The sequence below is a fragment of the Paenibacillus sp. 19GGS1-52 genome (assembly GCF_022369515.1).
Lineage (GTDB): Bacteria > Bacillota > Bacilli > Paenibacillales > Paenibacillaceae > Paenibacillus_AQ.
Map to the genome: position 1 here is coordinate 713,685 of NZ_CP059724.1, position 25,380 is coordinate 739,064.

The 25,380-nt window shown below is 49.8% G+C and carries 22 protein-coding genes and 1 riboswitch; of the genes, 21 read left to right on the top strand and 1 reads right to left on the bottom strand.

Features of this window, described 5'->3' with window-relative positions:
- Positions 1–82: 82 nt before the first annotated feature.
- Positions 83–1,582: a phospholipase D family protein gene (locus tag H1230_RS03265; RefSeq protein ID WP_239714211.1), complete on the bottom strand. Its 1,500-nt coding sequence runs from the start codon at positions 1,580–1,582 to the stop codon at positions 83–85.
- Positions 1,583–1,807: 225 nt separating this feature from the next.
- Here H1230_RS03265 and H1230_RS03270 point away from each other — a divergent pair, with 225 nt between their 5' ends.
- The 21 genes from H1230_RS03270 to H1230_RS03370 all read left to right on the top strand — a co-directional run bounded on the left by H1230_RS03270 (position 1,808) and on the right by H1230_RS03370 (position 25,346).
- Positions 1,808–2,731 carry a MerR family transcriptional regulator gene (locus H1230_RS03270; RefSeq protein WP_239714212.1) on the top strand — a complete coding sequence of 308 codons (924 nt, stop codon included), beginning with the start codon at positions 1,808–1,810 and terminating at the stop codon, positions 2,729–2,731.
- 270 nt (positions 2,732–3,001) lie between these two features.
- Positions 3,002–4,549 (top strand): phytoene desaturase family protein, encoded by a 1,548-nt coding sequence (locus H1230_RS03275; RefSeq protein ID WP_481857111.1) that lies wholly within the window; start codon positions 3,002–3,004, stop codon positions 4,547–4,549.
- Positions 4,546–6,057 (top strand): phytoene desaturase family protein, encoded by a 1,512-nt coding sequence (locus H1230_RS03280; RefSeq protein ID WP_239714213.1) that lies wholly within the window; start codon positions 4,546–4,548, stop codon positions 6,055–6,057. Before H1230_RS03275 ends, H1230_RS03280 begins: the two co-directional genes overlap by 4 nt.
- Positions 6,029–6,901 (top strand): phytoene/squalene synthase family protein, encoded by an 873-nt coding sequence (locus tag H1230_RS03285; protein ID WP_239714214.1) that lies wholly within the window; start codon positions 6,029–6,031, stop codon positions 6,899–6,901. Before H1230_RS03280 ends, H1230_RS03285 begins: the two co-directional genes overlap by 29 nt.
- The gene (locus H1230_RS03290) at positions 6,901–7,677 is read left to right on the top strand and encodes a carotenoid biosynthesis protein (protein WP_239714215.1); all 777 of its coding nucleotides are present in this window, start codon (positions 6,901–6,903) and stop codon (positions 7,675–7,677) included. Before H1230_RS03285 ends, H1230_RS03290 begins: the two co-directional genes overlap by 1 nt.
- Positions 7,646–8,383 carry a lysophospholipid acyltransferase family protein gene (locus H1230_RS03295; RefSeq protein WP_239714216.1) on the top strand — a complete coding sequence of 246 codons (738 nt, stop codon included), beginning with the start codon at positions 7,646–7,648 and terminating at the stop codon, positions 8,381–8,383. The genes H1230_RS03290 and H1230_RS03295 overlap by 32 nt, the downstream gene beginning before the upstream one ends.
- Positions 8,380–9,537 (top strand): glycosyltransferase family 2 protein, encoded by a 1,158-nt coding sequence (locus tag H1230_RS03300; RefSeq protein WP_239714217.1) that lies wholly within the window; start codon positions 8,380–8,382, stop codon positions 9,535–9,537. Before H1230_RS03295 ends, H1230_RS03300 begins: the two co-directional genes overlap by 4 nt.
- Complete coding sequence (locus H1230_RS03305; protein ID WP_239717072.1) at positions 9,525–11,009, top strand: phytoene desaturase family protein; 1,485 nt, start codon at positions 9,525–9,527, stop codon at positions 11,007–11,009. The genes H1230_RS03300 and H1230_RS03305 overlap by 13 nt, the downstream gene beginning before the upstream one ends.
- Before the next feature lie 152 nt (positions 11,010–11,161).
- Positions 11,162–12,268: a type 2 isopentenyl-diphosphate Delta-isomerase gene (gene fni / locus H1230_RS03310; RefSeq protein ID WP_239714218.1), complete on the top strand. Its 1,107-nt coding sequence runs from the start codon at positions 11,162–11,164 to the stop codon at positions 12,266–12,268.
- 46 nt (positions 12,269–12,314) lie between these two features.
- Positions 12,315–12,785 (top strand): GNAT family N-acetyltransferase, encoded by a 471-nt coding sequence (locus tag H1230_RS03315; RefSeq protein ID WP_239714219.1) that lies wholly within the window; start codon positions 12,315–12,317, stop codon positions 12,783–12,785.
- Between the two features lie 315 nt (positions 12,786–13,100).
- Complete coding sequence (locus H1230_RS03320) at positions 13,101–14,321, top strand: IS110 family RNA-guided transposase (RefSeq protein WP_239712073.1); 1,221 nt, start codon at positions 13,101–13,103, stop codon at positions 14,319–14,321.
- A 304-nt stretch (positions 14,322–14,625) separates the two neighbouring features.
- Positions 14,626–15,726 carry a redox-regulated ATPase YchF gene (gene ychF, locus H1230_RS03325; protein ID WP_239714220.1) on the top strand — a complete coding sequence of 367 codons (1,101 nt, stop codon included), beginning with the start codon at positions 14,626–14,628 and terminating at the stop codon, positions 15,724–15,726.
- Between the two features lie 245 nt (positions 15,727–15,971).
- Positions 15,972–17,039, top strand: coding sequence for a peptide chain release factor 1 (gene prfA / locus H1230_RS03330; protein ID WP_154119226.1), 1,068 nt, complete (start codon positions 15,972–15,974; stop codon positions 17,037–17,039).
- A gap of 25 nt (positions 17,040–17,064) precedes the next feature.
- Positions 17,065–17,931, top strand: coding sequence for a peptide chain release factor N(5)-glutamine methyltransferase (gene prmC / locus H1230_RS03335; RefSeq protein WP_481857161.1), 867 nt, complete (start codon positions 17,065–17,067; stop codon positions 17,929–17,931).
- 114 nt (positions 17,932–18,045) lie between these two features.
- Entirely contained in the window at positions 18,046–19,230 is a 1,185-nt protein-coding gene (locus H1230_RS03340; protein WP_239714222.1) for an FtsW/RodA/SpoVE family cell cycle protein, read from the top strand.
- A gap of 255 nt (positions 19,231–19,485) precedes the next feature.
- Positions 19,486–20,676 (top strand): FtsW/RodA/SpoVE family cell cycle protein, encoded by a 1,191-nt coding sequence (locus H1230_RS03345; protein ID WP_239714223.1) that lies wholly within the window; start codon positions 19,486–19,488, stop codon positions 20,674–20,676.
- Between the two features lie 92 nt (positions 20,677–20,768).
- Positions 20,769–21,533, top strand: a complete 765-nt coding sequence (gene spoIIR, locus H1230_RS03350; RefSeq protein WP_275591100.1) for a stage II sporulation protein R — start codon at positions 20,769–20,771, stop codon at positions 21,531–21,533.
- A gap of 351 nt (positions 21,534–21,884) precedes the next feature.
- The gene (locus tag H1230_RS03355; protein WP_239717076.1) at positions 21,885–23,099 is read left to right on the top strand and encodes an L-threonylcarbamoyladenylate synthase; all 1,215 of its coding nucleotides are present in this window, start codon (positions 21,885–21,887) and stop codon (positions 23,097–23,099) included.
- Positions 23,100–23,257: 158 nt separating this feature from the next.
- On the top strand, positions 23,258–23,830 hold the full coding sequence (locus H1230_RS03360; RefSeq protein WP_239714224.1) for a manganese efflux pump MntP: 573 nt from the start codon (positions 23,258–23,260) through the stop codon (positions 23,828–23,830).
- A 47-nt stretch (positions 23,831–23,877) separates the two neighbouring features.
- A complete protein-coding gene (locus H1230_RS03365) occupies positions 23,878–24,465 on the top strand; it encodes a low molecular weight protein arginine phosphatase (protein ID WP_239714225.1) in 588 nt (195 codons plus the stop codon).
- Positions 24,466–24,514: 49 nt separating this feature from the next.
- A riboswitch (ZMP/ZTP riboswitch) is annotated at positions 24,515–24,597 on the top strand.
- A gap of 95 nt (positions 24,598–24,692) precedes the next feature.
- Complete coding sequence (locus tag H1230_RS03370) at positions 24,693–25,346, top strand: TIGR01440 family protein (protein ID WP_239714226.1); 654 nt, start codon at positions 24,693–24,695, stop codon at positions 25,344–25,346.
- Positions 25,347–25,380: the final 34 nt, after the last annotated feature.

The window sequence follows — 25,380 nt, forward strand, 5'->3', positions numbered from 1 at the left end:
CCGCCTGCTTAGAGGCACAATAAACACCACCGGGGAAAAAGGTTCCTCGGTGGTATTTTACTTTTACATTGTTCATTATGTCCTAAAATGTGGTGAAGCCCAAAGTGGTCTGCAACCGGAACAACAGGTATTTTAGCCATGTCACATCAGTTTGATAATCTTGAAGCGGCAAGCTGTATTCGGCACCTTCATTATTCCATAGCCGGTTGAAGTAGGCATTCATCTCGGTATAAAGCGGCTGGTCCTGTTTCACTGCTACCCACAAATCGTTCTCCAGATTGTAATCATCCAGATTCCGTGTCGTAAAATTAGTAGAGCCGCCAAGGATAATGGAATTGCCGCTTTGTTTAGCAATGAAGAGCAGTTTGGGGTGGAATTGCTCTTTGGTCGTATTGTACCAGCGGATGGCAATCTTTCCTGCGGATCGTCGGTTCAGGTCCATAGCTACCGGACGGTTGGGAATGCCGATTTTGTCCCGACCAAAGGCATTCTGGTTCGGGTCTAGCAGGAGATTGACTTTAGCACCACGGGCAGAGGCATCCAGAAGTGCGTCGATGATGCCGTCATCGGCAAGATAGAACATAGCCATCCATACAGTATCTCCCTTCTGGGCGCCACGAATTCCTTGCAGTGCATACTTGTATACTTTTCCCTCTGTCACATAGCGCACCTCCGCCAGCCCTGCTACTTCTCCCTTATCTTCCTGCGTGAATACAGGTTCTTTGCTCAGCAGAGGACCTGCCCCGGACAAATTGGCGGCTGCCTGCTCCGTTTGTAGAATATCCGCTAGTATAGGACCCTGTACCTCAAGGGCGATATTGGAATGATAGGAACTGGCATCATGGACGTTCCCGGAGGAGATCAGTGCTGTCTTCTCGCTGACAATCACTTTGCGGTGATTAGCCTTCACATTTAGCAGTTTCAGATAGGAACGTGCTGTGATATCAGGCCCTTTACTTGCCATAAGATTCGGAATCCAGCCGGTTCCCGCTTGTCCAAACCACTGAATGAAGGTACGCCAAACGGCCGAATAGGCAGGAGTAGAGTCGCGCAGTGGATCAACGTCAGTCATAATGACGTTGATGCCTGCAGCCTTCATTTCCTCAAGTAGAGCATTGGGAGCGGAACCGTAATTGGTGTTAACCTCGTCCGTAATGAAGACAATGTCCATCTTTGGATAAGCTAATTTTTGCGCGATAAGCTTAGTAGTTAGCGTTCTGCTGACTGGCGGAAACTGCTGGTCTTTATGAGTGTAGTCATTGAACAAAAACAGGTCGATCACCAAAAACTCCCTAGAGTCCTCAATAATCTGTAGGATCCTCGGTAAAATCTGACTCTCTTGTTTTCCTGTGGGGCTGCCATCCGAATACGTTAGGTCATGCCAGAAGGTCACATGATCCACCTGGTATAGAGGACTCTCGTAGGAAATTCCCGGAGGAAGAGGTTTATGTGTCTGATATATCATTACACCCGTTAGCCAGAGAATGAGCATAAGGGTTAATCGTAATATCCAGGTGCGGCGGCGTGAAGGGCGTTTCTTGTTATGGGATTTGGGCGGAATAGAGAAGTGGCCTAGTTTCATGGAAGTCCTCCTGTATGTGTAGGAGCATATACCTCCATCACGATAGGATGTGGTTATGCTCGGGAATTTATCAATTTCTATATAACACCCATAAGGAGAATTGAAGCAGCGAGGACCCCGGACTAACGTCTGATGACATTATACTTAGGCTTATGTATAATGAGTGTAAATAATTTGTATAAGGTTTGAGACATTAAAGGTATATAGCGGCAATTGGGAAAGTGAGTGAGTTACAACGTGTATTCCATCAAACAGGTCGTCGAAATGCTGGAGATTCCATCGGTTACGTTAAGAGCCTGGGAAAGCAGGTATCAGGCGGTGACCCCAGAGCGAACCGAGTCCGGATACAGGCTATACAGCCATGATAATGTTGAAGATCTGCGCTGGTTGAAGGAGCAGATTGAGCAACAGGGCATAAGTATTTCGCACGCTGTTCGATTGTTGAAGGCACAGAAAGAGAAACATCTGGAGGACAATATTGCCGTTAGTGGAACTACACAGGATGCCTTCGAGAAGATGAAAGAGCAAATTTATAATGCTCTACTTGAATTCCAAGGGGAGCGGGCCAATGCGCTAATTGATTTTGGTTTCTCCATGTATGGCTACGAAGCGATGTTCCATCAGGTATTGGTGCCAGTTCTGATCAAGGTCGGGGATGCATGGGAAGTAGGTACGGCGACTGTAGCGCAGGAGCATTATATGACCCATATGATTTCCAATCGATTTTATCAATTTTTTAATGTCTTTCCCGTTTATGCGCATTTGCCAAAGGTGCTGGCGTTTTGCCCAGCTGGTGAGCATCATCAGGTTGGATTACTATTATTTTCACTCTTTTTACGGAAGAATGGAGTGGAGGTTATCTATCTCGGTGCCAATACGCCTGAGGAGGGCATCCTGTCGATACTGGAGCAGCAAAAGCGTATTGGTGCCCTATGTCTGTCAGTTACAGATAAAGCGCTAATTCCATACTGTGAGGGCCTAATCAAGCATCTAAAGGGTGCTTGTCCAGAAGCAGAGTTCATTGTGGGTGGTAAGGCTTACGAAGCTTTTCCCAATTCTATCGGGGCGCGTTTCATTATGAATGAGCCGCCGGAGCACTGGCAATCGTGGTTTGACAAAATGTTTATTGGCATGAAAAGCAAGATTTAAAGGCCATCTGGCGTGGCTGATAATGAAATGAAGAGTCTGTAGTGTCACTTATTAGTGATGCTGGAGGCTCTTTTTTTGAATCCAAATAAAATTATTAAACAACTAGCAAACATATCCTATTGAAATAGTAAAAACTAGCTATATTGGCCTCAGGCTTTGCTGAATGAGATAGCTATAGTTGGTCATTTACATAAGCACATAATAATTGTATAATGTTTGTAAAGGATTTGTATAATGTTTATAGATTGTGGGATTTGAGGGGGAGTAGGCTTGATCAGTACAAAGAGTGCCGCAAAGGTTGCTGTTGTCGGAGCTGGACCAGGCGGACTTGCCGCTGCTATGCTGCTTGCTGCAGAGGGATATGATGTTGAGGTTTATGAGAAGCAGGAAGTAGTTGGAGGACGTTCGGGCGAGCTTCGACTGGGGAGTTATACCTTTGACCGCGGGGCTACATTTCTGATGATGCCGCATCTGCTGAGAGAGTTGTTTACCTCTGCAGGCCGCTCTTTAGATGATTATATTTCCTTGAAAGAGCTTGATCCGCTGTATTCACTACATTTCGGCGATACCGTATTCAAACCTTCTACAAATCAGAACCAAACCGCGAACGAGGTGGAGAGGTTGTTTCCAGGTAACGGTGAAGGCTACCGTCGATTCATGGCTGATGAAGGCGATAAGCTGGACAGAGTACAGCCTTTGTTACAGCGTCCGTTTCAATCTCTTGGTGATTATCTCAAAAAAGATGTTCTGCATGCACTTCCTAAGCTGCATGCTACAGATACTGTGTACAATCGTCTTTCTAAATATTTTTCGGATGAGCGCCTCCGGTTTGCCTTTGCCTTTCAGGCCAAATATTTGGGGATGTCGCCTTGGGAATGTCCAGGAACCTTCACAATTCTTTCCTACATGGAGCATCGTTACGGACTGTATCATCCGATTGGCGGAATCAATCAGGTTTTTCAGGCGATGGCGGATGTGATAAAGGAGCATGGCGGTAGGGTTCATACCTCCTGCGGGGTAAAGCGTGTGCTGCTTCATAACGGCCAGGCCACGGGGCTGTTGCTCGATAATGGAGACAAGGTAGAAGCGGACTATGTTGTGATTGGTGCTGATTTCGGTTCAGCCATGACGGAGATGTTTGAGCCTGGAGTATTGAAGAAATATACGCCGAAAAAGGTAGCTAATAAACGATATTCATGCTCTACAGCAATGCTGTATCTGGGAGTGGATGGTGCCGTTGATCTGGGCCATCATTCTGTGCATTTCGCAGAGGATTATCGGCGTAATGTGGAAGAAATCACGAAATTAGGTACCTTGTCTGCGGACGCTTCGATTTATGTGCATAATCCGTCCGTTCTCGATCCAACACTGGCACCAGCTGGCAAATCTTCGCTGTATGTGCTGATGCCAGTTCCTAACCTGACTGCAGACATCGACTGGAAGCAAGAAAGTGCACGGGTAGAGGAAGAAATGCTTGAGCGCTTGCAGCGTATTCCGGGACTCGCGAATTTATCTGGGCGGATCGAGGAGAAGCTGTTCTTCTCGCCGCTGGATTGGCAAGGCAAGCTGGACGTGTATAACGGCGCGACGTTTAATCTGGCCCATAATCTGGGCCAGATGATGTATCTGCGGCCTCATAATACCTTTGAGGAGGCGCGGGGGATATGGTTGGTCGGGGGCGGAACGCATCCCGGCAGCGGGTTGCCGACGATATTCGAGTCGGCCAAGATCAGTGTGCGGCTGCTGAAGGAGCATGACCGTGCAGCCCGTTCCAGAACGTTCAAGGCAGGAGTGGCTGGAACGGGGGCTTCGCTGTGAGCCGGGTCGCCATCGTTGGCGGCGGAATCGGCGGGCTTACGGCAGCGCTGCTGCTTAGCCGCAGCGGGCAGGAAGTTACGCTGTACGAACGCGCTTCACAGATCGGTGGGCGTGTAGCTTTTGAAGAGCATGGACCTTACCGGATAGACCGTGGACCTACGATTGTGCTGCTGCCAGATATGCTGCGGAGCATCCTTGAGGAAGGGGGTCTGCCGCCGGAAAGTGTAGAGCTGCTGCGCTGTGATCCACTTTACCGAGTTCACTTCAAGAGCGGACGGACCTTAACCAAGGTAAATGGAATTCAGGAGCAGGCTGCAGAGATCGAACGCTGTTTTCCCGGTGAAGGTAAGGGATTTATCCGCTTTATGCATGACATGTCGATCTTATATCCACTGGGTAAGGCTTCATTTCTTGAGCGGAGTTTTAAGAACCGTAGAGAGTTCTTTAGCTTTGGCAATCTGTCGCTGATGGCTCGGCTACAAGCTTACAAGAGTCTGAAAGATGCAGTTGGGCGCTATTTTCATAGTGAAGAGCTGAAGGATGCCTTCTCCCTACAAAGTTTATACATCGGCGGGGCTCCTTTCCGCACACCTGGAATCTACACCATGCTTCCTTATGCGGAGCAGGCCTTTGGCATCTGGATGTTGAAGGGGGGGTATGGTGAACTGCCGCAGATTATGCTCCGAGAGCTGGAGCGCCGTGGAGTTATTATTCATACTCATACTGAGGTTCAATCTCTGCTAGTAGAAGGCGGACAATGCCGAGGTGTAGTTATAGAGGGAGAAGCCATTCCATATGATGCCGTGTTATATAACGGGGACTTTCCACATTTGGAAGGACTCCTGCCGCAGGGGATTATTAAGAAAGCCCGTAACTCGCAAAAAGCTAGCCAGCCGGCCAGCAAGTTTCTCCCCTCATCCGGTTGTCTGCTTATCTACGTGGCCGCCACCAAAAGGTGGGAGGAATCGCTGACACACCAGTTTTTTCTGCCAGATAGTCTGAATGACAGCTTGCGGGAGGTATTTGATCAGCATACCATTCCCGATAAACCCTCCTATTATGTCTTCAATCCGGCGGCGCTGGATGAAAGTGCTGCTCCGCCAGGAGAAAGTATATTGTACTTTCTTGTTCCTGTTCCTACTTCCCAAGGCATCGACTGGAAAACTGCCGCTGGCCCGTTAGCCGACAAAGTGCTAGCGGATGCAGAGTCTCGCGGTTTTCCCGGACTTGCTGACAGTATGGTTTGGCGCAAAGTACGTACTCCTATGGACGCTGAGCAGGAAGGGATGTTCGGTGGAGGGAGCTTTGGGATTGCCCCAGTGCTGTCCCAGTCGGGGGTATTCCGACCTCAGCCGAAGCCTTATAAAATAGACGGATTGTATGCCGCCGGCGCTTCTGTGCACCCCGGGGGTGGGGTGCCGATTGTAATGCAGGGAGCGAGACTGGCCGTACATGAACTGATAAAGGAGCTGAATATAAATGAAGGAAGACGTATTGCAAAAGTGTGAGGAAATGATCAGAATTGGGTCCTCTTCGTTTTACAGGGCCTTTGACGGACTGCCTAGCCCGCGCCGTGAGGCGGTTCATGTTATTTATGCCTTTTGCCGCATCATTGACGATAGTGTTGATGAGCCGGAGAAGTCGCCCTTCACGATCCATGAGCTACGCAATCAGTTTCAGGACTTGGAGCAGGCAGATGGACACTTTATCTGGCCTGCGCTGCGCTGGCTGTTCCGCAGCTTCCCGCAGTTGGGGAAGGAACCGTTTCTATTGCAGATGGAAGGCCAGCTAACAGACCTCTCTTTCACCCATTATGAGACGATGGAGCAGCTCGAATCTTATTGTTATCTCGTAGCGGGTACCGTCGGAGAAATGCTGCTGCCTGTTCTTAGAGATGACGGCAGTGAAGAAGCGCAAGCCGCAGGTATTGCTCTTGGGATAGGGATGCAGTTTGTGAACATCATTCGTGATGTGGGCGAGGATCTGGAGCGTGGCCGCCGATATCTTCCACTTGAGGTGCTGAAGAAGCATGAGTATAGCCAGCAGGAGCTGGAAAAGGGCATAGTGAACAAGCCGTTTAAAGCGGTATTGCATGAGCTTAAAGAAAGTGCGCTATATTGGTTCGAAAAAGGGCTGGAAAATCTCGATACCTATCCACCAGAGAGTGGCATGGCAGTAGAATTAGCAGCAGCTTTCTATGCAGGTATACTCGATGCCGTGGCCGCGATTGATTATGATGTATTTCGTAGTCGGGCCTATGTCAGCGATGAGGCCAAGCTGCAAATGTACCGGCGCACAGCTGCACGTTATGCCGCAGGTTTTAACAGCAAGGGCAAGACGGCGGCATTTTAATGATCAGGTATTTATTCTGGGCTTGGTATTTTATAGGCGCGCTGCTCTTAATCGTGTTCAGCATACCGGAGAGCCTGCAATTCTCCAATGGCTTATTTCTAATTTTTTATGCAGCATATGCTCTGGATTTAACGAACAAGGGAATAGAGCAACCTTTCCTGTCCGACCAGTCAGTCAGCAGTTGGCGAGGTCTTCCAAGCTGGCTGTCCGCTATAGTGATTTGGTCGGGAGGCATGGGAGTAGAGTGGATTGGTGTTCATTCTGGCAGGTTGTTTGGCAGTTACGAATATTCTAATATTTTGGGACCGTTGTTATTTGGCGTCCCTGTCACTTTAGGTTTTGCCTGGATAGCTGTAGTCTGCGGTGCAGTCTTGATCAGTAATGATTTTGGCCTGACTGGTGTCCGTTTGTCTTTGGTCCGGGCTCTTCAGACAGGCTTTTGGAGCGTTTTATTGGATTTGGTCCTCGATCCTGTGGCACATGCCAAAGGTTTTTGGCATTGGGGCAGCAGTGGGGGACTGTATGGTGTTCCCTGGAGTAATTTTCTCGGCTGGTTCATCGTCAGTGCAGCTTTGTCGCTGTCCTTGCAGGTCTTTAAGATTTCCCGTCTGAGCGTGCGTCGGGGTACCCGATTGTATCAGGCAATTCTAATCATGTTCGGGCTTATGGCTGTGCGTGAGGGATTAATGCTCTGTGCTGGGATAGCGGGGCTGGGAGTTTTACTGGCAGAAGGGAGTTTGTATTATGCTGGAAGCCGTCAGATCAAAAAGCTTTGATAAGTTATTCTACCGTTACAATTATCATTATTTAATTCGTAGACATTTCCGGTATCTCGGGGTGGCCGGAGAGCTGCAGCCGCCTTCTATAGAGGGTAGACCGGTGCTGTATATTATGAATCACAGCTCATGGTGGGATGGACTGCTCGCATACCATGCGGCTAGGACGCTGACGAATCGGGAGCACTATTTCATGATGGAGGAAGAGCAACTGCGCAAGTATGCTTTTTTTCGCAAGTTGGGAGCGTATTCAATTAATCGGCATAGTACGGGAGACATCAGCACCTCGCTGCGTTATACCACGAGACTACTCCGGGCTGGAGGCGGTGTGTGGATGTATCCAGAGGGTGAAATCCAACCCTTAGAGCATCGCCCGATGGTATTGAAGGCGGGTGTTGGCCTTGTGCTGCGATTGTGTCCGGAAGCGGTCGTGGTGCCAGTAACGTTGTATCATGGCTTATTTCGGCATTCCAAGCCGGAGGCGACATTGTTGGCTGGGGTTCCGCTTGCCCATTCCTGGAAGGACATGAACCGCAACAGCATCGGGGAGGAGCTGCAGACTGTGCTGGAAGAACAATTGAATAACCACCGCCAAATGATCATCAATAATGGTGGGTTTATACCCGAACAATTCCAACCTCTGATGAAACAGAGTCGTTCCACCAATGAATGGTTTGATGCTGTGCTTGGCAGGCGAAGACGATGATTCTACTGCTGCAGATCATCAGCGGCTGTCTGCTGCTTCAACTGCTGTTCGCGCTATGGAACACTACACGGCTGCCGAAGCTTGGAGTGGTAGAGCGGGTAGTCCATTCAATTTCCGATAGCCCTCTGATTCAAGAGGGAGTTCCGCGCTTGTCCGTATTGATTCCGGCCCGTGACGAGGTGGATAATATTGCCGCTTGCCTGGCATCTGTGCTGGCCTGCCGAAGCGTGGGTTGGGACTTTGAGGTGCTCGTGCTGGATGACCGTTCCAGTGATGGAACTGGTGAACTTGCTGCCGCGACTGGAGATCACCGGGTTAAGGTGCTAGCCGGTCGGGAGCTGCCAGAGGGTTGGTTGGGCAAGTCCAATGCCTGCGATCAGCTAGCGGAAGCAGCGAGAGGGACTTGGTTGCTCTTCTTGGACGCAGATATCAGACTCCGTCCGGAGGCGCTGGAAGCGGCTATGCTGACAGCTAATGCTCAAGGAGACGGCTTGGTGACCGGCTTCCCCGGGCAGGTAACGAGGACATGGCTCGAAAAGCTGATTGTGCCGTTAATGAACTTCACCATCATCTGCCATCTGCCCATTCCACTGGTTCGCGGCGTAAGAGATCCCCGATTTGTAGCCGCGCATGGAGGATTTATGCTGATTCAGCGGGACAGTTATTCACGTAGTGGAGGCCATGCCTACATTCGTACCGAGCTTGTGGATGATATGGCTTTAGCCCGTGCAGTAAAGATTTCGGGAGATCCGGTGACACTGGCTAATGTTGTGGATTATACGGAAATGCGCATGTACCATAACGCAACAGAGGTGTGGAATGGCTATCGCAAGAACATTTACGCCGGTCTGGGTCGCCGTCCTCTTTTGCTGCTAGGTTTACTAATTGTCTATACACTAATGTATGTTCTGCCTATTGTGATACTTACTCTAGCTTGTCTGACAAATCAGGGAACACTGGCGTTATGGGCGCTTCTTGCAGCTCTGTTAGGTATGGCTATCAAACGGACTAGTGATGCATCTGCTAAACAGGCGGTTTGGTTATGTCTGCTGGTATCCGTAAGCATGCTCTGCTTGAGTGCTATTGCGATCAGCTCTTGGCGGGGCGCTCAGTCCGGGCAAGGCTATGAATGGAAAGGGAGATGGTACCGTTGAAATCGAAAGCTGTGATTATCGGTGCCGGGTTCGGTGGACTATCCTGTGCGGTAACACTTGCCTCCAAAGGATGGGATGTAACCGTGTTGGAACGCCAGCACCATCCCGGCGGCAAGCTGCAGCGTATTGAGACTGGAGGGTATACCTTTGACCGTGGACCCAGCACTATTACAATGCCTCAGGTTTTTCGCTCGCTTTATGAGCTTGCTGGAGTTGCAATGGAGGATTATGTCCAACTTTATGAACTAGAACCGCGTACGCGCAATGTTTTTGCAGATGGAAGAGTGGTAGATTTGTCTCGCGATGCCAGATATATGAAGGAACAAATTGCTGCATATAGCCCCGCTGATGCTGCACGTTACACGGATTTTATGACTGAAGCCGCTGTAATGTATCGCCTTAGTGAGAAGCGGTTTCTGAACAAGCTGTTACTCTCCTGGCGGGACAAAATTTCTCCGGCACTTGTGCGTGACCTGCTCCGTGTTCGGCCTTTTCTTAGCCTGCACGCCCTGCTGTTGCAGTACTTCAGCCACCCGCATACACTCGCAATGTTGGGACGTTATGCTACTTATGTTGGATCATCGCCTTACCGTTCTCCTGCTATCTTTGCCATGCTGGGGTATTTGGAGAGTGAAGAGGGCGTATTTGGTGTGAAGGGCGGTACATATAAGCTGGTGGAGGGTCTTGTGTCCCTGGCTGAAAGATTAGGTGTGAATATCGTAACGGATACGGAAGTAACAGCAATCTCGGTGGTGAATGGTGCGGTAGAAGGGGTGGAGACGGTACAAGGTTTCTACACTGCTAAGACGGTGATCGCCGGGGGCGATGTGCTTAGTATTAATCGGATGTTGCTGCCAGAGCGTAGTCGTCCGGCTATGAGCAATCGCAAAATCGCTGCCTATGAGCCCTCACTCTCAGGCCTGGTTACGCTCGCTGGTGTCCGGCAGAAGTATCCTGCACTGCTGCATCATACGGTATTTTTCCCGGAGCATTATGAGCCGGAGTTTAAGGATATTTTTGAACAGAAGCGCCCTCCGCTAGACCCCACCGTATATGTGTGTCACTCCGGTTATTCCGAGCCAAGTATGGCTCCTGAAGGTGGCAGCAATCTGTTCATACTCGCTAACGCGCCGTATGTGAATGAGGCCTGCGACTGGCGGGAAGAGACATCCACCTATGGAGCGCGAGTCTTATCAACACTAGCAGGACATGGTATTTCCGGTGTGGATCAAGGAGATGTTCTGCTGCATTACACGCCACAGGATATCGCCGATGATACGCTCTCGCATAAGGGAGCCATCTATGGGATTTCTTCGAACTCCATTCGCCAGACCTTCTCTAGACCAGGCAACCGCTCCAGTGATGTGAAAGGTCTTTGGTATGTAGGTGGCACCACACATCCCGGTGGCGGAACACCGATCGTATCATTGTCCGGACGGCTTGTAGGCGAACATATTGCCAATAAATCGTAGATTAGAAGTAAACAAGCGATATCCTCTAATTGTAAATTCAGACACACGGATGTGTTATAATGAAGCGTATTGCGCGGAAAAATAGTATGTAGATGGGCCAAGCGCCAACTACCGTACTTCAAATATAGGGTAAGGAACGGGAGGAAGATATCATGAATGATACGCCACAGGATGCCGTGCCGCAGGAAGTGAACGGGCAGCCTGGCGCGGATCATGGCGGTTCCTTGCTGCCAACCTCCAAGACAGGTGAGCGAAAGATTGAACATGTTCGTCTCTGCCTGAATGAGGAAGTGGGCGGCAGCGGGATTACTACAGGTTTTGAGCACTACCGGTTCCGGCATAACGCTCTTCCAGAACTGAATTTTGACAATATCTCGCTGCGCACGGTCTTTCTGGAACGCCAGTTGCGCACACCGCTATTAATCAGTTCCATGACGGGTGGCAGTGCAGCTACCGGGGCCATCAATGCCCGGTTGGCCGAGGCTGCTGAACGGCGGGGCTGGGCGCTTGGTGTAGGCTCTGTTCGGGCGGCGGTAGAGCGTTCTGAACTTGCTTCTTCCTTTCGTGTGCGAGACAAAGCACCAAGCATTCCTGTTATCGCAAATATCGGTGCTGTGCAGCTATCCTATGGCTTTGGTGTAGAGGAGTGCCGCCGGGCTGTAGAGATCGTCGGTGCAGATTATCTGGTACTGCATCTTAACGGACTGCAGGAGGTCTTTCAACCGGAAGGCAACACCGGATTTGCTTCCCTGCTGTCGCAGATTGAGCAGGTATGCCGCATGCTTGAAGTCCCGGTAGGTGTGAAGGAGGTTGGCTGGGGTATCGATGGCGAGACCGCAGCCAAGCTCTACAATGCCGGAGCGGCTTTCATCGATGTAGCTGGTGCAGGCGGCACCTCCTGGAGTCAGGTGGAGAAGTTCCGCAGCACGGACCCTGTTCGCCGCGCTGCGGCTGAGGCTTTTGCCGATTGGGGGATTCCCACTGCTGAATGCATCGCTGAGGTGCGGGCGGTGTCACCGAATGGTGCTTTGATTGGCAGCGGTGGATTAAAGCATGGTGTGGACGCGGCTAAGGCCTTGGCACTGGGTGCGAATCTCGCCGGTTTCGGTCGAAATCTGCTCGGTCCAGCTGTTCATTCGGAAGAAGCGCTGGATGCAGCGCTGGCTCAGATAGAGCTGGAGCTGCGAACGGCCATGTTCGGCATCGGTGCTCCCGATCTCGCAGCACTGCGCGGCACTTCTCGCCTTGTCCGCGGTTAGAAGCAAGAAGATGAATACACAGAAGTAAGGAAAGGGTCTAACAATCATGATCAAACTGGTCCAAATGGACGAAACAACATTCCAATTTTTTCTAGGTCATTCCACTCGCGATTATGCTGAAGGTAAGATGAAAGCAGGGGCTTGGGATGTAGTTAGCGCGCTGAAGCAATCCAAGGAAGAAATGACGCAATTTCTGCCTAAAGGTCTGAATACGGAAGGCGCTTATTTATATTCTGTAGTGGAGCTTGAAAGTGACACTCAGGCCGGATACATCTGGTTTAATGTCAATGAAGGACGCAGCGGGCTGGAAGCCTTCATTTATGATATTTATATTTTTGAACCCTTTCAGGGTAAGGGGTACGGCAAGCTAGCGATACTGGCGCTGGATGAAGAAGCTCGGGAGATGAATATCACCAAAATCGGCCTGCATGTCTTCGGCCAGAACAACCGTGCCTTTGAGCTGTACAAAAAAATGGGCTACCTCGTAACCGATATTACTATGTCCAAAGAGCTGTAAAAAGCTGTTGCTTGGCAGGCACTATATTATAGGAGGGCCTCTGGGATGAGGTCTTTTTTATTTTTTTGAAATATAAGACACCCATGCCGCTGCGCGGCATCACTGAGGAATGAAAATATTGTCTATACTGGTTACTGGGCTGGCGAAGGTAGGTCGGAAATTCTTGGTGTCACGAACCCGCATATAAGACGGACCCCAACGACCCGGTGCATCACAGATTGTTGCTCCCTACGGGGAAGCACGCAGGGCAGAATAACCTTAGCATTGGTCTTTGCACCAGCCTTAATTACCGCCAGCAGGCAGGAGACGCAAACCGTGGAAATACTCATTGAACGTTGCTGTGGATTGGATGTGCACAAGAAGAGTATCACAGCATGTATCATCACCTCGAAAGGAAAGGAGATTCGGAGTTTTGAAACATTGACTCGTCGGCTGATTGATCTGGTAGATTGGATCAAAAGCGAACGGTGCACCCATGTCGCGATGGAGAGTACCGGAGATTACTGGAAACCCATTTATAATCTGCTAGAAATGGAAGACCTTGAGCCACTGGTCGTAAACGCCCAGCATATCAAAGCCGTGCCAGGACGCAAAACGGACGTGAAAGATGCAGAATGGATAGCGAAATTACTCCGGCATGGGTTGGTGCAAGGCAGCTACATTCCGAATCGGGATCAACGAGAACTTCGGGAAATTATCCGTTATCGCCGAAGTATCATTGAAGAACGCACGCGTGAAGTGAACCGGCTGCAAAAGGTACTAGAAGGCGGCAATATCAAACTTTCGTCGGTAGCGTCTAATGTGCTAGGCGTGTCTGGACGAAACATGCTGGAAGCGATGATTCAAGGAGAAAGTGATCCGTCCATCCTGGCTGACTTTGCGCAAAAGAAGTTAAAGGCCAAGAAAGAGCAATTGAAACTTGCACTGGAGGGAAGCCTAGGTCCCCATCAATTATTAATGCTGGAAAAACAGTTGTCGCATATCGACCAATTGAATGAGTTAATCACGGAACTGGATGAAGAGATCGAGCGCCGAATGAGCCCTTTTGCTGAGGATCTGAAGTTGTTGGATACCATCCCCGGTGTCGGTAAGCGAACCGCTGAGCAAATTCTGGCGGAAATTGGGACAGACATGACACGGTTTCCAAGTGCAGGACATTTATGTTCCTGGGCAGGGATGACTCCAGGTCACGATGAAAGTGCGGGGAAGAAGAGATCCGCCAAAACCCGAAAAGGGAACAAAAAACTACGAAGTGCACTCGTAGAATCAGCGCGAGCCGCAGGACGAAAAAAGAACACCTACCTGTCGGCGCAATATCACCGAATCGCAGGCAGGCGAGGGAAAAACAGAGCGGCCGTGGCCGTTGGACACAGCATTTTAGCGATTGTATACATCTTGTTAACGCGAAGACAAGAATATAAGGAACTAGGATTTGACTACTTCGACCAACGAAACCACGATATGGTAATGAACCGTTCTATTAAACGTTTGGAATCCTTGGGATACCAAGTGAATCTGAGTGAGCAAACGGCCTGACGGCCGAAATTAAAAAAACAAAACATGGGGTTTGTTTTCGTATGCGTAATTTTAGTGTTCTAGAGCAATTTTATTTTCAGGGCAGAATTTATATGCTTCACGCAATAATGTATCCTTATATTTCTCGAAGAAACGGATGCCATCCCTAAAAGGACGGCAAAGCCGTTTCATCTTATTTCTTGATGATCCGTCACATCCGCTTGACATCCGGTGTTGCTGGAGCATATGTTCTAATATATAATGGTTTAGATCGTGTGGCTTGTTCGGATGATCAATCCAACTGAAAATAGGAGTTGTCATATAAATGGCTTTGAAAGCTGGAATCGTTGGACTTCCCAACGTCGGGAAATCTACATTGTTTAATGCTATAACGCAAGCAGGAGCAGAAGCTGCTAACTATCCGTTTTGCACCATTGACCCTAATGTGGGTGTCGTTGAAGTTCCGGACGAACGTCTGGTAAAGCTGACAGAATTGGTTCAGCCTAAGAAAGTGGTTCCGACCGCTTTTGAATTTGTAGATATTGCCGGGCTTGTGCGCGGTGCTAGTAAAGGTGAAGGTCTTGGCAACAAGTTTCTGGCTCATATCCGCGAAGTAGACGCTATCGTACATGTTGTGCGTTGTTTTGAAGACGAGAATGTTACACATGTTGATGGTAAAGTGAACCCGCTTAGCGACATTGAGACGATTAATCTGGAGTTGATCCTTGCGGATCTAGAGAGTATCGAGAAACGTATTGATCGTGCCCGCAAAAACCTCAAGGGCGGCGAGAAGAAAATCGTTCAGGAAGTCGAGCTGTTGGAGCGCATCAAGGAAGCTCTCTATAAAGACAAGCCCGCACGCAGCCTAGATTTGTCTGAAGAGGAACAACTTATCGTGCGCGATCTTCATCTGCTGACGCTGAAGCCGGTACTTTATGCGGCTAATGTGGGCGAAGATGAAGTGGCTGATGCCGACAATAATCCTTTTGTACAGCAGGTACGTGAGTTTGCGGCCTCTGAGAATGCGGAAGTTGTGCCAATCAGTGCCAAGATGGAGGCAGAAATTGCCGAGCTGGAAGGCGAAGACAAGGCGATGTTCCTGGAAGAGCTTGGACTACAGGAATCCGGTCTGAACCGTCTGATCAAAGTGGCTTACAAACAGCTGGGCTTGTACACCTATTTCACAGCAGGCGTACAGGAAGTACGCGCTTGGACGATCCACCGCGGGACCAAAGCGCCTGGAGCAGCTGGTGTCATTCACACCGACTTTGAGCGTGGTTTTATCCGTGCTGAAGTTGTGGCCTATGCGGATCTGCTGGCTGCCGGTTCGATGAACGGAGCCAAGGAACGTGGTCAATTGCGTCTGGAAGGTAAAGAATATTTGGTGCAGGACGGCGATGTTATGCATTTCCGGTTTAACGTATAAACTGCTATCAGCCATATAATATATAAAGACAAAAAGATCATCCCACGATTAGATAGAGCTCATGGGATGGTCTTTTTGTGTACGAAAGGATTTCCTTATAACAGCAGAAAAAACTTTACGATACCCACTGTAGCCAATTCATCATATCAGTGGTATAATATAAAGTCGTATATCTATTTTTATTAGATGACGATTTAAATACTTAATTTGTCAATATGAAATTGAAACAGGAGAGGTGAATTCCCTTGTTGGACCGATTGCAATCCCTGGCGGGCCGCTATGAGAAACTCAGTGAACTGCTTTGTGACCCGGATGTTGCAAGCGATAGTAAGAAACTGAGGGACTATTCCAAAGAACAATCAGACCTGCAGCCAGCCTATGAGGCGTATGCTGAATATAAAAATGTAATGGAAGAGCTTGAAGCCGCTAAAATTATGCAGGGCGAGAAGCTTGATGATGACATGAAGGAAATGGTCAAGATGGAGATAGATGACCTTTCTTCGCGTCAGGTGGAGCTGGAGGCTAAGATTCATCTGTTGCTGCTGCCTAAAGATCCAAATGATGACAAGAACGTGATCGTGGAAATCCGCGGCGCAGCTGGCGGAGACGAAGCGGCCTTGTTCGCGTCTGATCTCTACCGGATGTACACTCGTTTTGCCGATACTCAAGGCTGGCGCGTCGAGTTAATGGATGCGAACACGAATGATCTCGGCGGATTTAAAGAGGTGATCTTCCTCATCAACGGACGTGGTGCATACAGCAAGTTGAAATATGAAAGTGGCGCACATCGGGTACAGCGTATTCCAACGACTGAATCTGGTGGACGTATTCATACTTCTACTTCTACAGTATCGGTTATGCCGGAAGCGGAGGAATTTGAAATCGAAATTCACGATAAAGATATTCGTGTAGATACCTTCTGTTCCAGCGGCGCGGGCGGCCAGTCCGTTAATACAACCAAGTCTGCAGTGCGTGTAACCCATATCCCTACGGGTATCATGGCTACCTGTCAGGATGGCAAGTCGCAGAACTCCAATAAAGACAAAGCTCTGCAAGTGCTTCGGGCCCGGATCTCGGATATGAAGCGTCAAGAGGAAGAAGCAAAGTATGCCGGAGAACGGAAGAGCAAAGTCGGCACTGGTGACCGCAGTGAGCGTATTCGTACCTACAATTTTCCGCAGAGCCGGGTTACGGATCATCGGATCGGCCTTACCTTGCACCGTTTGGAGCAGGTCATGAATGGAGATATTGCCGATATTATCTCGGCACTGTCCATTGCAGAACAAGCAGATTTGATGGAAAAAGGAGAATAATGCTTTGAAACACGGCGCATATGTTATGTCGGAAGTGCAAAGCATTCGGGAAGCCTTTGCGGAGGCTTCTTCTTTTTTAAGCCGGAGTGGTGCAAATGAGCCGCAGCGGAGTGCTCAACTGCTGCTTGAGCATGTGCTTGGCTTGTCCGGCGCGGCGTATTACATGGCGCTGGCTGATCCATTTCCAGGCGCGGACCGGGAAGTGTGGGAAGCCATGGTGACCCGCCGCGGCGCAGGCGAACCTGTGCAATATATTATAGGCGAGCAAGAGTTCTACGGACGGGTCTTCGAAGTAACACCGGAGGTGTTGATTCCCCGTCCGGAGACTGAGCTGCTCGTCGAAGCTATTCTGCGCTACAGCGCGGAGCTGTGGCCCAAGGAGCAGTCGCTCAGCGCCGTCGACATCGGCGCCGGCAGCGGAGCGATCTCCGTCACGCTGGCGGCCGAAGCGCCGGCGTGGCGGGTCTGCGCCGGCGACATCTCGCCGGCGGCCCTAACCGTGGCTGCGCGCAACGCAGCGCGTCACGGCACAGCCGTGGACTTCCGGCTCGGCGACCTGCTCGAGCCGTTTGCGGGGCTGGAGACGGATATCCTCGTCTCCAATCCGCCCTACATTCCCGGCGCAGACATCGCCGGGCTGCAGCGTGAGGTGCGCGACCATGAGCCGCGCACGGCGCTGGATGGCGGCACGGACGGGCTGGACCCGTACCGCCGCATGATGGAGCAGCTGCCGCTCTTTCCGGCACCGCCACGGCTGGTCGGCTTCGAGCTCGGCTTCGGCCAGGCGGAGCAGGTGGCTGCGCTGCTTACAGCGACTGGTCACTGGAGCGAAATCATCACGATCCATGACCTCGCGGGGATTGCGCGGCATGTAATTGGCATAACGCGCTGAGGCTAGTCCTAGTAGCGCAGAAATTGCATTTTCACGGAACCTTCCTTTACAATAGAAATATCTATGCGCGAGATGCGTATCCGGATAGCCCACTCTAGAGCAAGGAGGCACAGCATGCTTCAGAAGATAAAAAAGATCGATGGCGTCATCATACTTATACTAGTATTACTGATGGTCGTCAGCATCTTCTCCATATACAGTGTCACCCATGGGAGAGACAAGCTGGATGGGTCCCATATCAAAATGATCAAATTTTATATCCTTGGCTTTATTGCCTTTTTTGTTCTGACTTTTGTAGATTATCGATTGATTGTTAAATATGCTCTCTATATATATGCATTTGGTATTGGAATGCTGGTGCTAGTCAGCTTCATCGGCAAGGAACAGAACGGTGCCCAAGGCTGGATTAAGTTCGGAGGACTGGGCCTACAGCCTGCTGAGCTGTTCAAGCTGATTCTGATTCTCTTTTTGGCAGCAGTGCTTGTCCGAAAAAACAAAAACAAACTCTTGTTCTGGCGTGACGTCTTTCCGCTTGGGTTGCTCACTATTGTCCCTTTTCTGCTTGTTATTTCCCAAAATGACTTAGGAAACGCACTCTCCTATATCGTGATTCTGGTCGGGCTGTTATGGATTGGGAATATCAAATTTACGCATGCGCTGATCGGGTTGCTTATTATTGGTTCCTCTGCGGCAGCCGGAATTATGAGCTATATCCATTATCATGATGAAATCGAAGGGTTTCTTGTAGATATCGGCCGCTCACACTGGGTGGAGCGCTTTGACCCTTGGCTTGTGCCGGACAAAGCGACAGCAAAAGCGAGCTATCATACGAAGAACGCCAAGCTGGCTATTGCCTCAGGTGGGATGAGCGGGGAGGGTTACATGCAAGGCAGTTCTGTGCAAACGGACCGTGTGCCGTATACTTATTCTGACTCTATCTTTGTGCAGATTGCCGAGGAGTTTGGATTTGTAGGTTCTGCGCTGGTATTGCTGCTGTATTTTATCCTCATTCACCGGATGATTCTGATCGCTCTGGAAAGTCGAGATAGGGGTGGGCCATTTCTGATTGTGGGTGTGGTTGCCATGATGCTGTACCAGATTTTTGAGAACATCGGCGCTTTCCTCGGACTCATGCCGTTAACAGGGATTACGTTGCCCTTCATCAGCTTCGGCGGTACGTCATTGCTTATCAATATGGCCAGTATCGGGCTGGTAATGAGTGTTCGCTTGCATGGCCAGGAAGTAGAGGATGACTTGCCGAAGTCTAGACTTTATTCCGCTCCAGCCAAACAGGGTTAAGCAGCTAGCGAGTAAACTAATTTAAACCAGGAGATTTCATCGATGTGGATGAGATCTCCTGGTTTTTTTGAAATATAATTTATATGCTTCACGCATAATTTATCCTTATATTTCTCGAAGAAACGGGTGCCGTCCATATAAAGGACGGCACCCGTTTCATCTTGTTTATTTATGGATATTATTCCTATACAATGTAAAGAGTGGCTATTCGATCGTTAGGGTAGTTGTAAATCTAGCAGAATAAGGAGTATCCATATGCTGCAAAAGCTTAAGAAAATTGATGGTGTAATTGTAATTGTGCTGATTATGCTAATGTGTGTCAGTATATTTTCTATATTCAGTGTAACTCATGGCAGGGAATTGGACGGCTTTCATCTGCGAATGCTCAAGTATTACATATTGGGTTTTGCTGTTTTTGTAGTGCTTGCCTTTGTTGATTACCGGATATTTATCAAATATGCCCTCTATTTATATCTATTAGGAATTGGACTATTGGTTCTGGTGAGCCTATTTGGCCAAGTACATAATGGGGCTCGAGGCTGGGTAGAGATAGGAGGATTAAGCCTGCAACCAGCTGAATTGTTCAAACTGGTGTTAATTCTTTTTCTTTCTTCTGTAATAGCCCGTAAACAAGGTTCCGCGCTTACCTTCTGGAAAGGGATTGTTCCCCTAGGTTTGTTGACGCTGATCCCCTTTGCAATAGTTATTGTACAGAATGATCTGGGTAACGCGCTCAGCTACATTGTTATTCTGTTAGGTTTATTATGGATAGGAAATATTAAATTTTCCCATGCCCTCATAGGCTTAATTATTGTAGGTGGACTGAGTCTGCTGTTCGTCTTCAGCTATATTCACTATCATGATCAAGTGGTGGATTTTATTGTGGAAACTACGGGACGGGATCATTTGATCGACCGGTTTGATCCGTGGCTTGTCCCGGATCTGGCAACTGCTGATGCAAGTTATCATACCCGGCATGCTAAGCTGGCTATTGCCTCGGGTGGGATGAGCGGTGAAGGATATATGCAGGGAAGCTCTGTACAGTCCAATCAGGTGCCCTATACCTATACTGATGCCATTTTTGTGCAGATTGCCGAAGAGTTTGGTTTTTTAGGGGCCGCACTTCTACTTCTGCTCTTCTTCATTCTGATTCACCGGATGATCCTGATTGCTCTGGAAAGTAAGGATCACAGCGGGTCGTTTCTGATCATCGGGATGGTAGCCATGCTGCTGTATCAGATTCTTGAGAATATCGGGGCCTTTATTGGACTGATGCCGTTGACGGGGATTACGCTGCCTTTTATCAGTTATGGAGGGACTTCAGTGCTGATTAATATGGCTAGTATGGGAATAGTGATGAGCGTACATCTGTATGGACAGGATATAGAAGATGAGCTGCCAAGAGCGATGGATTATGCGGTAAAGGTTAAAGGGCTAAAGGGCTAAAATCAACATTTAATAGATTGCTAGGTTTGCAGACTCTCCTCCCCGGGCATACTGACTCACATAAGAGTTCAGAGGGAGAGGGGCCGCTAAACATGGATATGAACCAACCGAATCACCGAGATTCGTTACAGGATTCCTTACGCGTGACTTTTAAGTATACTGCCATTTTAATTTGTTTCTTTATGGTAATCATGATGGCCTGGGAAGGGCAAAAAAGCGATGCAGCAGTAGCAGAGGTAGCAATTCCGAAGGATTCGATCCGGCTGCGCATTCTGGCTAATTCAGATGGGACGACGGATCAATTGGTCAAGCGGCAAATCCGCGACAAAATCGTTGAGCAAATGAACCAGTGGGTGTCCGGTCTTGCCGACCCGCAGAGCTTGGAGCAGGCACGAACCTTGATCAGAAGCCATCTGCCGGAGCTGAATGTGCTGGTTGGAGCGGAGCTTGCGAAACGGGGAATAGAGTATTCTTATAATGTGGAGTTAGGAGTCGTCCCTTTTCCGACAAAAATGTATGGGGGCACGGTGTACCCAGCTGGCGATTATGAAGCGGTACGCATCACCTTGGGTGCGGGCCAGGGACAAAATTGGTGGTGTGTATTATTTCCTCCATTATGCTTCATAGATGCAGGTTCAGGAGATGCGGCTGCGCCTGCATCTACCAAGGGGGCAAAGACAGTTGCTGCTTCCGCAGCAGATGATGGCAAAGTGCAACCAGCGACTGGCAAAGCGGTGCAGAAGGCTTCAGCAACTGGGGATGATTCAAATGCTGCGGGCAAGAAACCGAAAGTACGTTTCTTCTTCTGGGAGCTGCTGCAAAACATCTGGAGCTGGATCAGTGGATTATGGTCTTAAAGTAATAATGTAATTCACCATATACCAAGTTCTATAGTTTTGTTTCTGGATATGTTACTATTTTATAAGCAGATCACACAGCGGCTCCCCTCGTGGGGCCGTTTCTTCTTGAATACAGAAACCGAAAGTTTGTTAGAATTAGAGGGAATTCATCCCTCTAATTTTCAAGGATAGCTACTTTGCAGTGATATAGAGGGATTTCCTCCCGCTAATATGCCGGAATTCGTTCTGAATAGGGATATTCCCGGAATTTAGCGGGAGGAAATCCGCCTAATCCTTAATTTAAAGCCAAAAGTGATTAATTAAAGGGACTTTTTCCCGCTAACTTTTTCTAGAAAGCCTGTGATGAGTATGGAACAACCTGATGATTCTTTATTTGCTGTTCAGCGGCAGACTGGGGATATAAACACTACCGTATATTGGGAGCTACATTCAGCTGTGGAGGCTTCTTTATTAGTGCAGACGGAGGAAGACCGTTCAGTTATAGCGGAAGCAGCACAAATGCTACGCGCGGGGGGTACGGTGGCATTTCCCACCGAGACGGTTTACGGTCTGGGGGCAGACGCTCGGAATACAGCAGCTGTTGAAGCTGTATTCGCGGCAAAAGGACGCCCGTCCGACAATCCCTTGATTGTGCATATTGCCGATCGGAGTGCTCTGGACGGGCTTGTTACTACTGTGCACCCTATGGCTGAAGCACTAATTGATGCTTTTTGGCCCGGCCCGTTAACGCTGGTGCTGCCGGTCCGGTCGGGTGTTCTGTCGCCCCTCGTGACGGCAGGTCTGGATACAGTCGGCGTACGTATGCCTGACCATCCGGTGGCGTTGGCACTATTAAGTGCGGCAGCCTGTCCGGTTGCCGCACCAAGCGCCAACCGCTCCGGCCGGCCAAGTCCGACCTTGGCCTCGCACGTAATGGACGACCTGGCCGGCTATATTGGCGGTGTCCTGGACGGCGGCGCCGCTGGGGTTGGTCTGGAATCGACCGTCGTGCAGGTGCAGCCTGACGGCACGATCGCTGTGCTGCGCCCGGGTGGCATCACCACCGAGCAGCTCGCTGCTGTAGCGGGTGCGGATGCTGTTGATACCGCGCCTGCCGCTGTTGTGGAGCTAGCAGCTGTGGAAGCAGATGCTAGCTTTGCCTCCGGCCCGGACTTCGCGGCCGGGAACAGCAGCCCCGGCCCACGCGCGCCGGGCATGAAGTACACGCACTACGCGCCGCGCGGCTGGCTCGGCGTAGTGCGCGGCGTTTCGCCGCAGCGCGTGGCGGCGGAGGCCACGCTTCTGCTGCAGGCGGCGCAGCAGGACGGCGAAATCACGGGCCTGCTCCTCTTTACGGAGCATAAGGCCCTGTATCCCGCCGACGCTGCCGCCTGCGTTGTCTCTCTTGGCTCGTTATCCTCGCCAGAGGAGGGAGCCCGCTCCCTGTATGCCGCGCTGCGGCGCTTCGATGAAGCGGGAGCTACCTACATTCTGGCCGAGGCTTGTCCGGAGACCGGCCTCGGCGCAGCGATCATGAACCGGCTGATGAAAGCCGCCGGTGGATCAGTGATCGACGCGGGTTAACCCGCGTGTTCCGGAAGTTTTTTGGACTATCCCTTTCTTTACTAAAGGGTGTCTCCTAATCCTGCACTCTCCCTTCCCTCATTCCTCATACTGTCATGATTACCATCTTGTCCGCATATCGTTGTAGTACAAGATATAACAGACTTGGGGGTAGGGGAATGGGCATAGGGGAAGTATATGCCGGATGGGGGCAGACCCTAACAATTGCTATAATGGCAGTTGCGCTGGGCATGGATGCTTTTTCGCTCGGTGTAGGCATCGGGATGAAGGGCATTCGTCTGCTACATGTGCTACAAATGAGCCTGCTTATTGCCTTTTTCCATGTGCTTATGCCTCTTCTGGGCTTGTTTGCGGGAAGTTATGTTGGGCATTTGCTCGGTCAGGTGACAGCTTATGCGGCTGGAGGCCTGCTTGTCCTACTGGGGACGCATATGGTTTTCAACTCCTTTCGTCCGTTTTCCAGTGAGATGCGGGGGGCAAATCACCGGACATTTTGGGGCATGCTGCTCATTTCGTTAAGTGTAAGTGTAGATTCGTTTTCCGTTGGAGTATCACTAGGCATGTTTGTAAATAGCGTATTTTTGACTGTGCTGGCCTTTGGAATCTGCGGAGGATTAATGTCGACTATCGGCTTGCTGCTGGGGCGGCATGTTAGCCGCGGACTTGGTGAATACGGTGAAGCCTTGGGTGGGGCTATACTTTTGGCGTTTGGCTTACTGTTCATCTTCTGATACAATAACGGCGAAAGTATCTTTCAATATTCATGGGGGTGGAAAGCATGCTGCATATTTTATTCGTCTGCACCGGAAATACGTGCCGTAGTCCAATGGCCGAAGGGCTTCTACGGAAACTAGCAAAGGAACGCGGAATCGACCTGGAAGTGCGGTCTGCAGGTGTATCTGCCATTTCCGGTACTTCGATTTCACGACATGCCGCAGCTATTCTGCGGGATGAAGGCATTAATGATCCTATTCTTTCCTCGCAGCTAACGGGGCAAGCTGTTTCCTGGGCAGATCTTGTATTGACGCTGACCGGTGGGCATAAAAGGCATTTGCTGCAGTATTTCCCGGATGCGGTTACGAAGACTTACACACTGAAGGAATACGTACATGACGAAGATGCTGTAACTGAAGATATTCAAGAGCTGGATAGCCTATATGCTGATGCGGAGCTTAGCATGGCGCTTGGTGGAGAACCGAAAGCTGAAGATCTGCAGCGGATCATTGAAATCCGCCAACGTATTCCTAGCTTCGACATCTCAGATCCCTTTGGAGGGAATCGCGAAGATTACGAGCTAGCAGCTGCTGAGATTCGTACAGCATTGTTCGGTCTGCTGGATAAATTGGAATCCTTACGCCGTTTGTAATGAAGGTTGATTTTCAGCGGCCTTTGCATTAATATGAAAGAACAAATATCGGTTCCGGTGTAACTGGCGACAAGTGTGGATCAAACCACGATGGAGCATCGGAATAAACGGCCGGTCGCCTGGGCAAAAGAGCAAATCCGCAGCTACCTGCGGACTGCTCTTTTTTGTTTAAAATGAACAGGATTACATCAAAAGAAATCCTCACAATACTTATGGGAGGTAAGGCGATGGACGAAGTCGTGAAGCAGGACCCTTGGGAAGAACGTGTATTCAGTAATGTACCCGTAAGTACAGATTCTTCGGCGGAAGTAGAGCTTTCTTGGACTGCTGCAACTGCTACCGTAGTGCGCGAACTGGCAAATACGGGCAAGCTTGGGCCTGGCAAAGTTCTTGTTGTTGGAGTGAGCACTAGCGAGGTTGCGGGTGTTCGGATTGGCACTGGAGGCGCACTGGAAGTGGCAGAGCAACTGCTTGAAGGGGTGCGCCAAGTGGCTGAAGAATGGGGCTTTCATCCTGTATATCAATGTTGTGAACACTTGAATCGTGCACTTGTAATGGAACGTTCTTTGCTTGCGTCGCTTGGGCTGAAGGAAGTTGCTGCTGTACCTATACCCGGGGCCGGGGGTTCTATGGCTGCCGCTGCTTACCGTTCGATGACAGATCCTGTTCTGGCCGAAAGCGTACAAGCTCATGCCGGAATAGATATTGGAGAAACATTGATTGGTATGCATTTGCGCTCTGTGGCAGTCCCTTTCCGGCCCACACAACGCTATATTGGCGCCGCCAGAGTGAATGCAGCGTGGACTAGACCGGCATTGATCGGTGGTGAACGTGCAGTATACCGTACACCGGAAGTTAGTGGTTCTCAGCTCTGCGATTGACCTGCGAGCTTCAATAAAATATAAACACAAACAC

Bases quoted from the DNA above. Each gene is read 5' to 3' on its own strand.
- ychF (WP_239714220.1), top strand. From the start codon at position 14,626: ATGGCTTTGAAAGCTGGAATCGTTGGACTTCCCAACGTCGGGAAATCT.
- H1230_RS03295 (WP_239714216.1), top strand. From the start codon at position 7,646: ATGCTGGAAGCCGTCAGATCAAAAAGCTTTGATAAGTTATTCTACCGT.
- H1230_RS03290 (WP_239714215.1), top strand. From the start codon at position 6,901: ATGATCAGGTATTTATTCTGGGCTTGGTATTTTATAGGCGCGCTGCTC.
- prmC (WP_481857161.1), top strand. From the start codon at position 17,065: ATGTCGGAAGTGCAAAGCATTCGGGAAGCCTTTGCGGAGGCTTCTTCT.
- spoIIR (WP_275591100.1), top strand. From the start codon at position 20,769: ATGGATATGAACCAACCGAATCACCGAGATTCGTTACAGGATTCCTTA.
- H1230_RS03355 (WP_239717076.1), top strand. From the start codon at position 21,885: ATGGAACAACCTGATGATTCTTTATTTGCTGTTCAGCGGCAGACTGGG.
- H1230_RS03365 (WP_239714225.1), top strand. From the start codon at position 23,878: ATGCTGCATATTTTATTCGTCTGCACCGGAAATACGTGCCGTAGTCCA.
- H1230_RS03360 (WP_239714224.1), top strand. From the start codon at position 23,258: ATGGGCATAGGGGAAGTATATGCCGGATGGGGGCAGACCCTAACAATT.
- H1230_RS03345 (WP_239714223.1), top strand. From the start codon at position 19,486: ATGCTGCAAAAGCTTAAGAAAATTGATGGTGTAATTGTAATTGTGCTG.
- H1230_RS03340 (WP_239714222.1), top strand. From the start codon at position 18,046: ATGCTTCAGAAGATAAAAAAGATCGATGGCGTCATCATACTTATACTA.
- fni (WP_239714218.1), top strand. From the start codon at position 11,162: ATGAATGATACGCCACAGGATGCCGTGCCGCAGGAAGTGAACGGGCAG.
- H1230_RS03285 (WP_239714214.1), top strand. From the start codon at position 6,029: ATGAAGGAAGACGTATTGCAAAAGTGTGAGGAAATGATCAGAATTGGG.
- H1230_RS03300 (WP_239714217.1), top strand. From the start codon at position 8,380: ATGATTCTACTGCTGCAGATCATCAGCGGCTGTCTGCTGCTTCAACTG.
- H1230_RS03315 (WP_239714219.1), top strand. From the start codon at position 12,315: ATGATCAAACTGGTCCAAATGGACGAAACAACATTCCAATTTTTTCTA.
- H1230_RS03370 (WP_239714226.1), top strand. From the start codon at position 24,693: ATGGACGAAGTCGTGAAGCAGGACCCTTGGGAAGAACGTGTATTCAGT.
- H1230_RS03305 (WP_239717072.1), top strand. From the start codon at position 9,525: ATGGTACCGTTGAAATCGAAAGCTGTGATTATCGGTGCCGGGTTCGGT.
- H1230_RS03265 (WP_239714211.1), bottom strand. From the start codon at position 1,582: ATGAAACTAGGCCACTTCTCTATTCCGCCCAAATCCCATAACAAGAAA.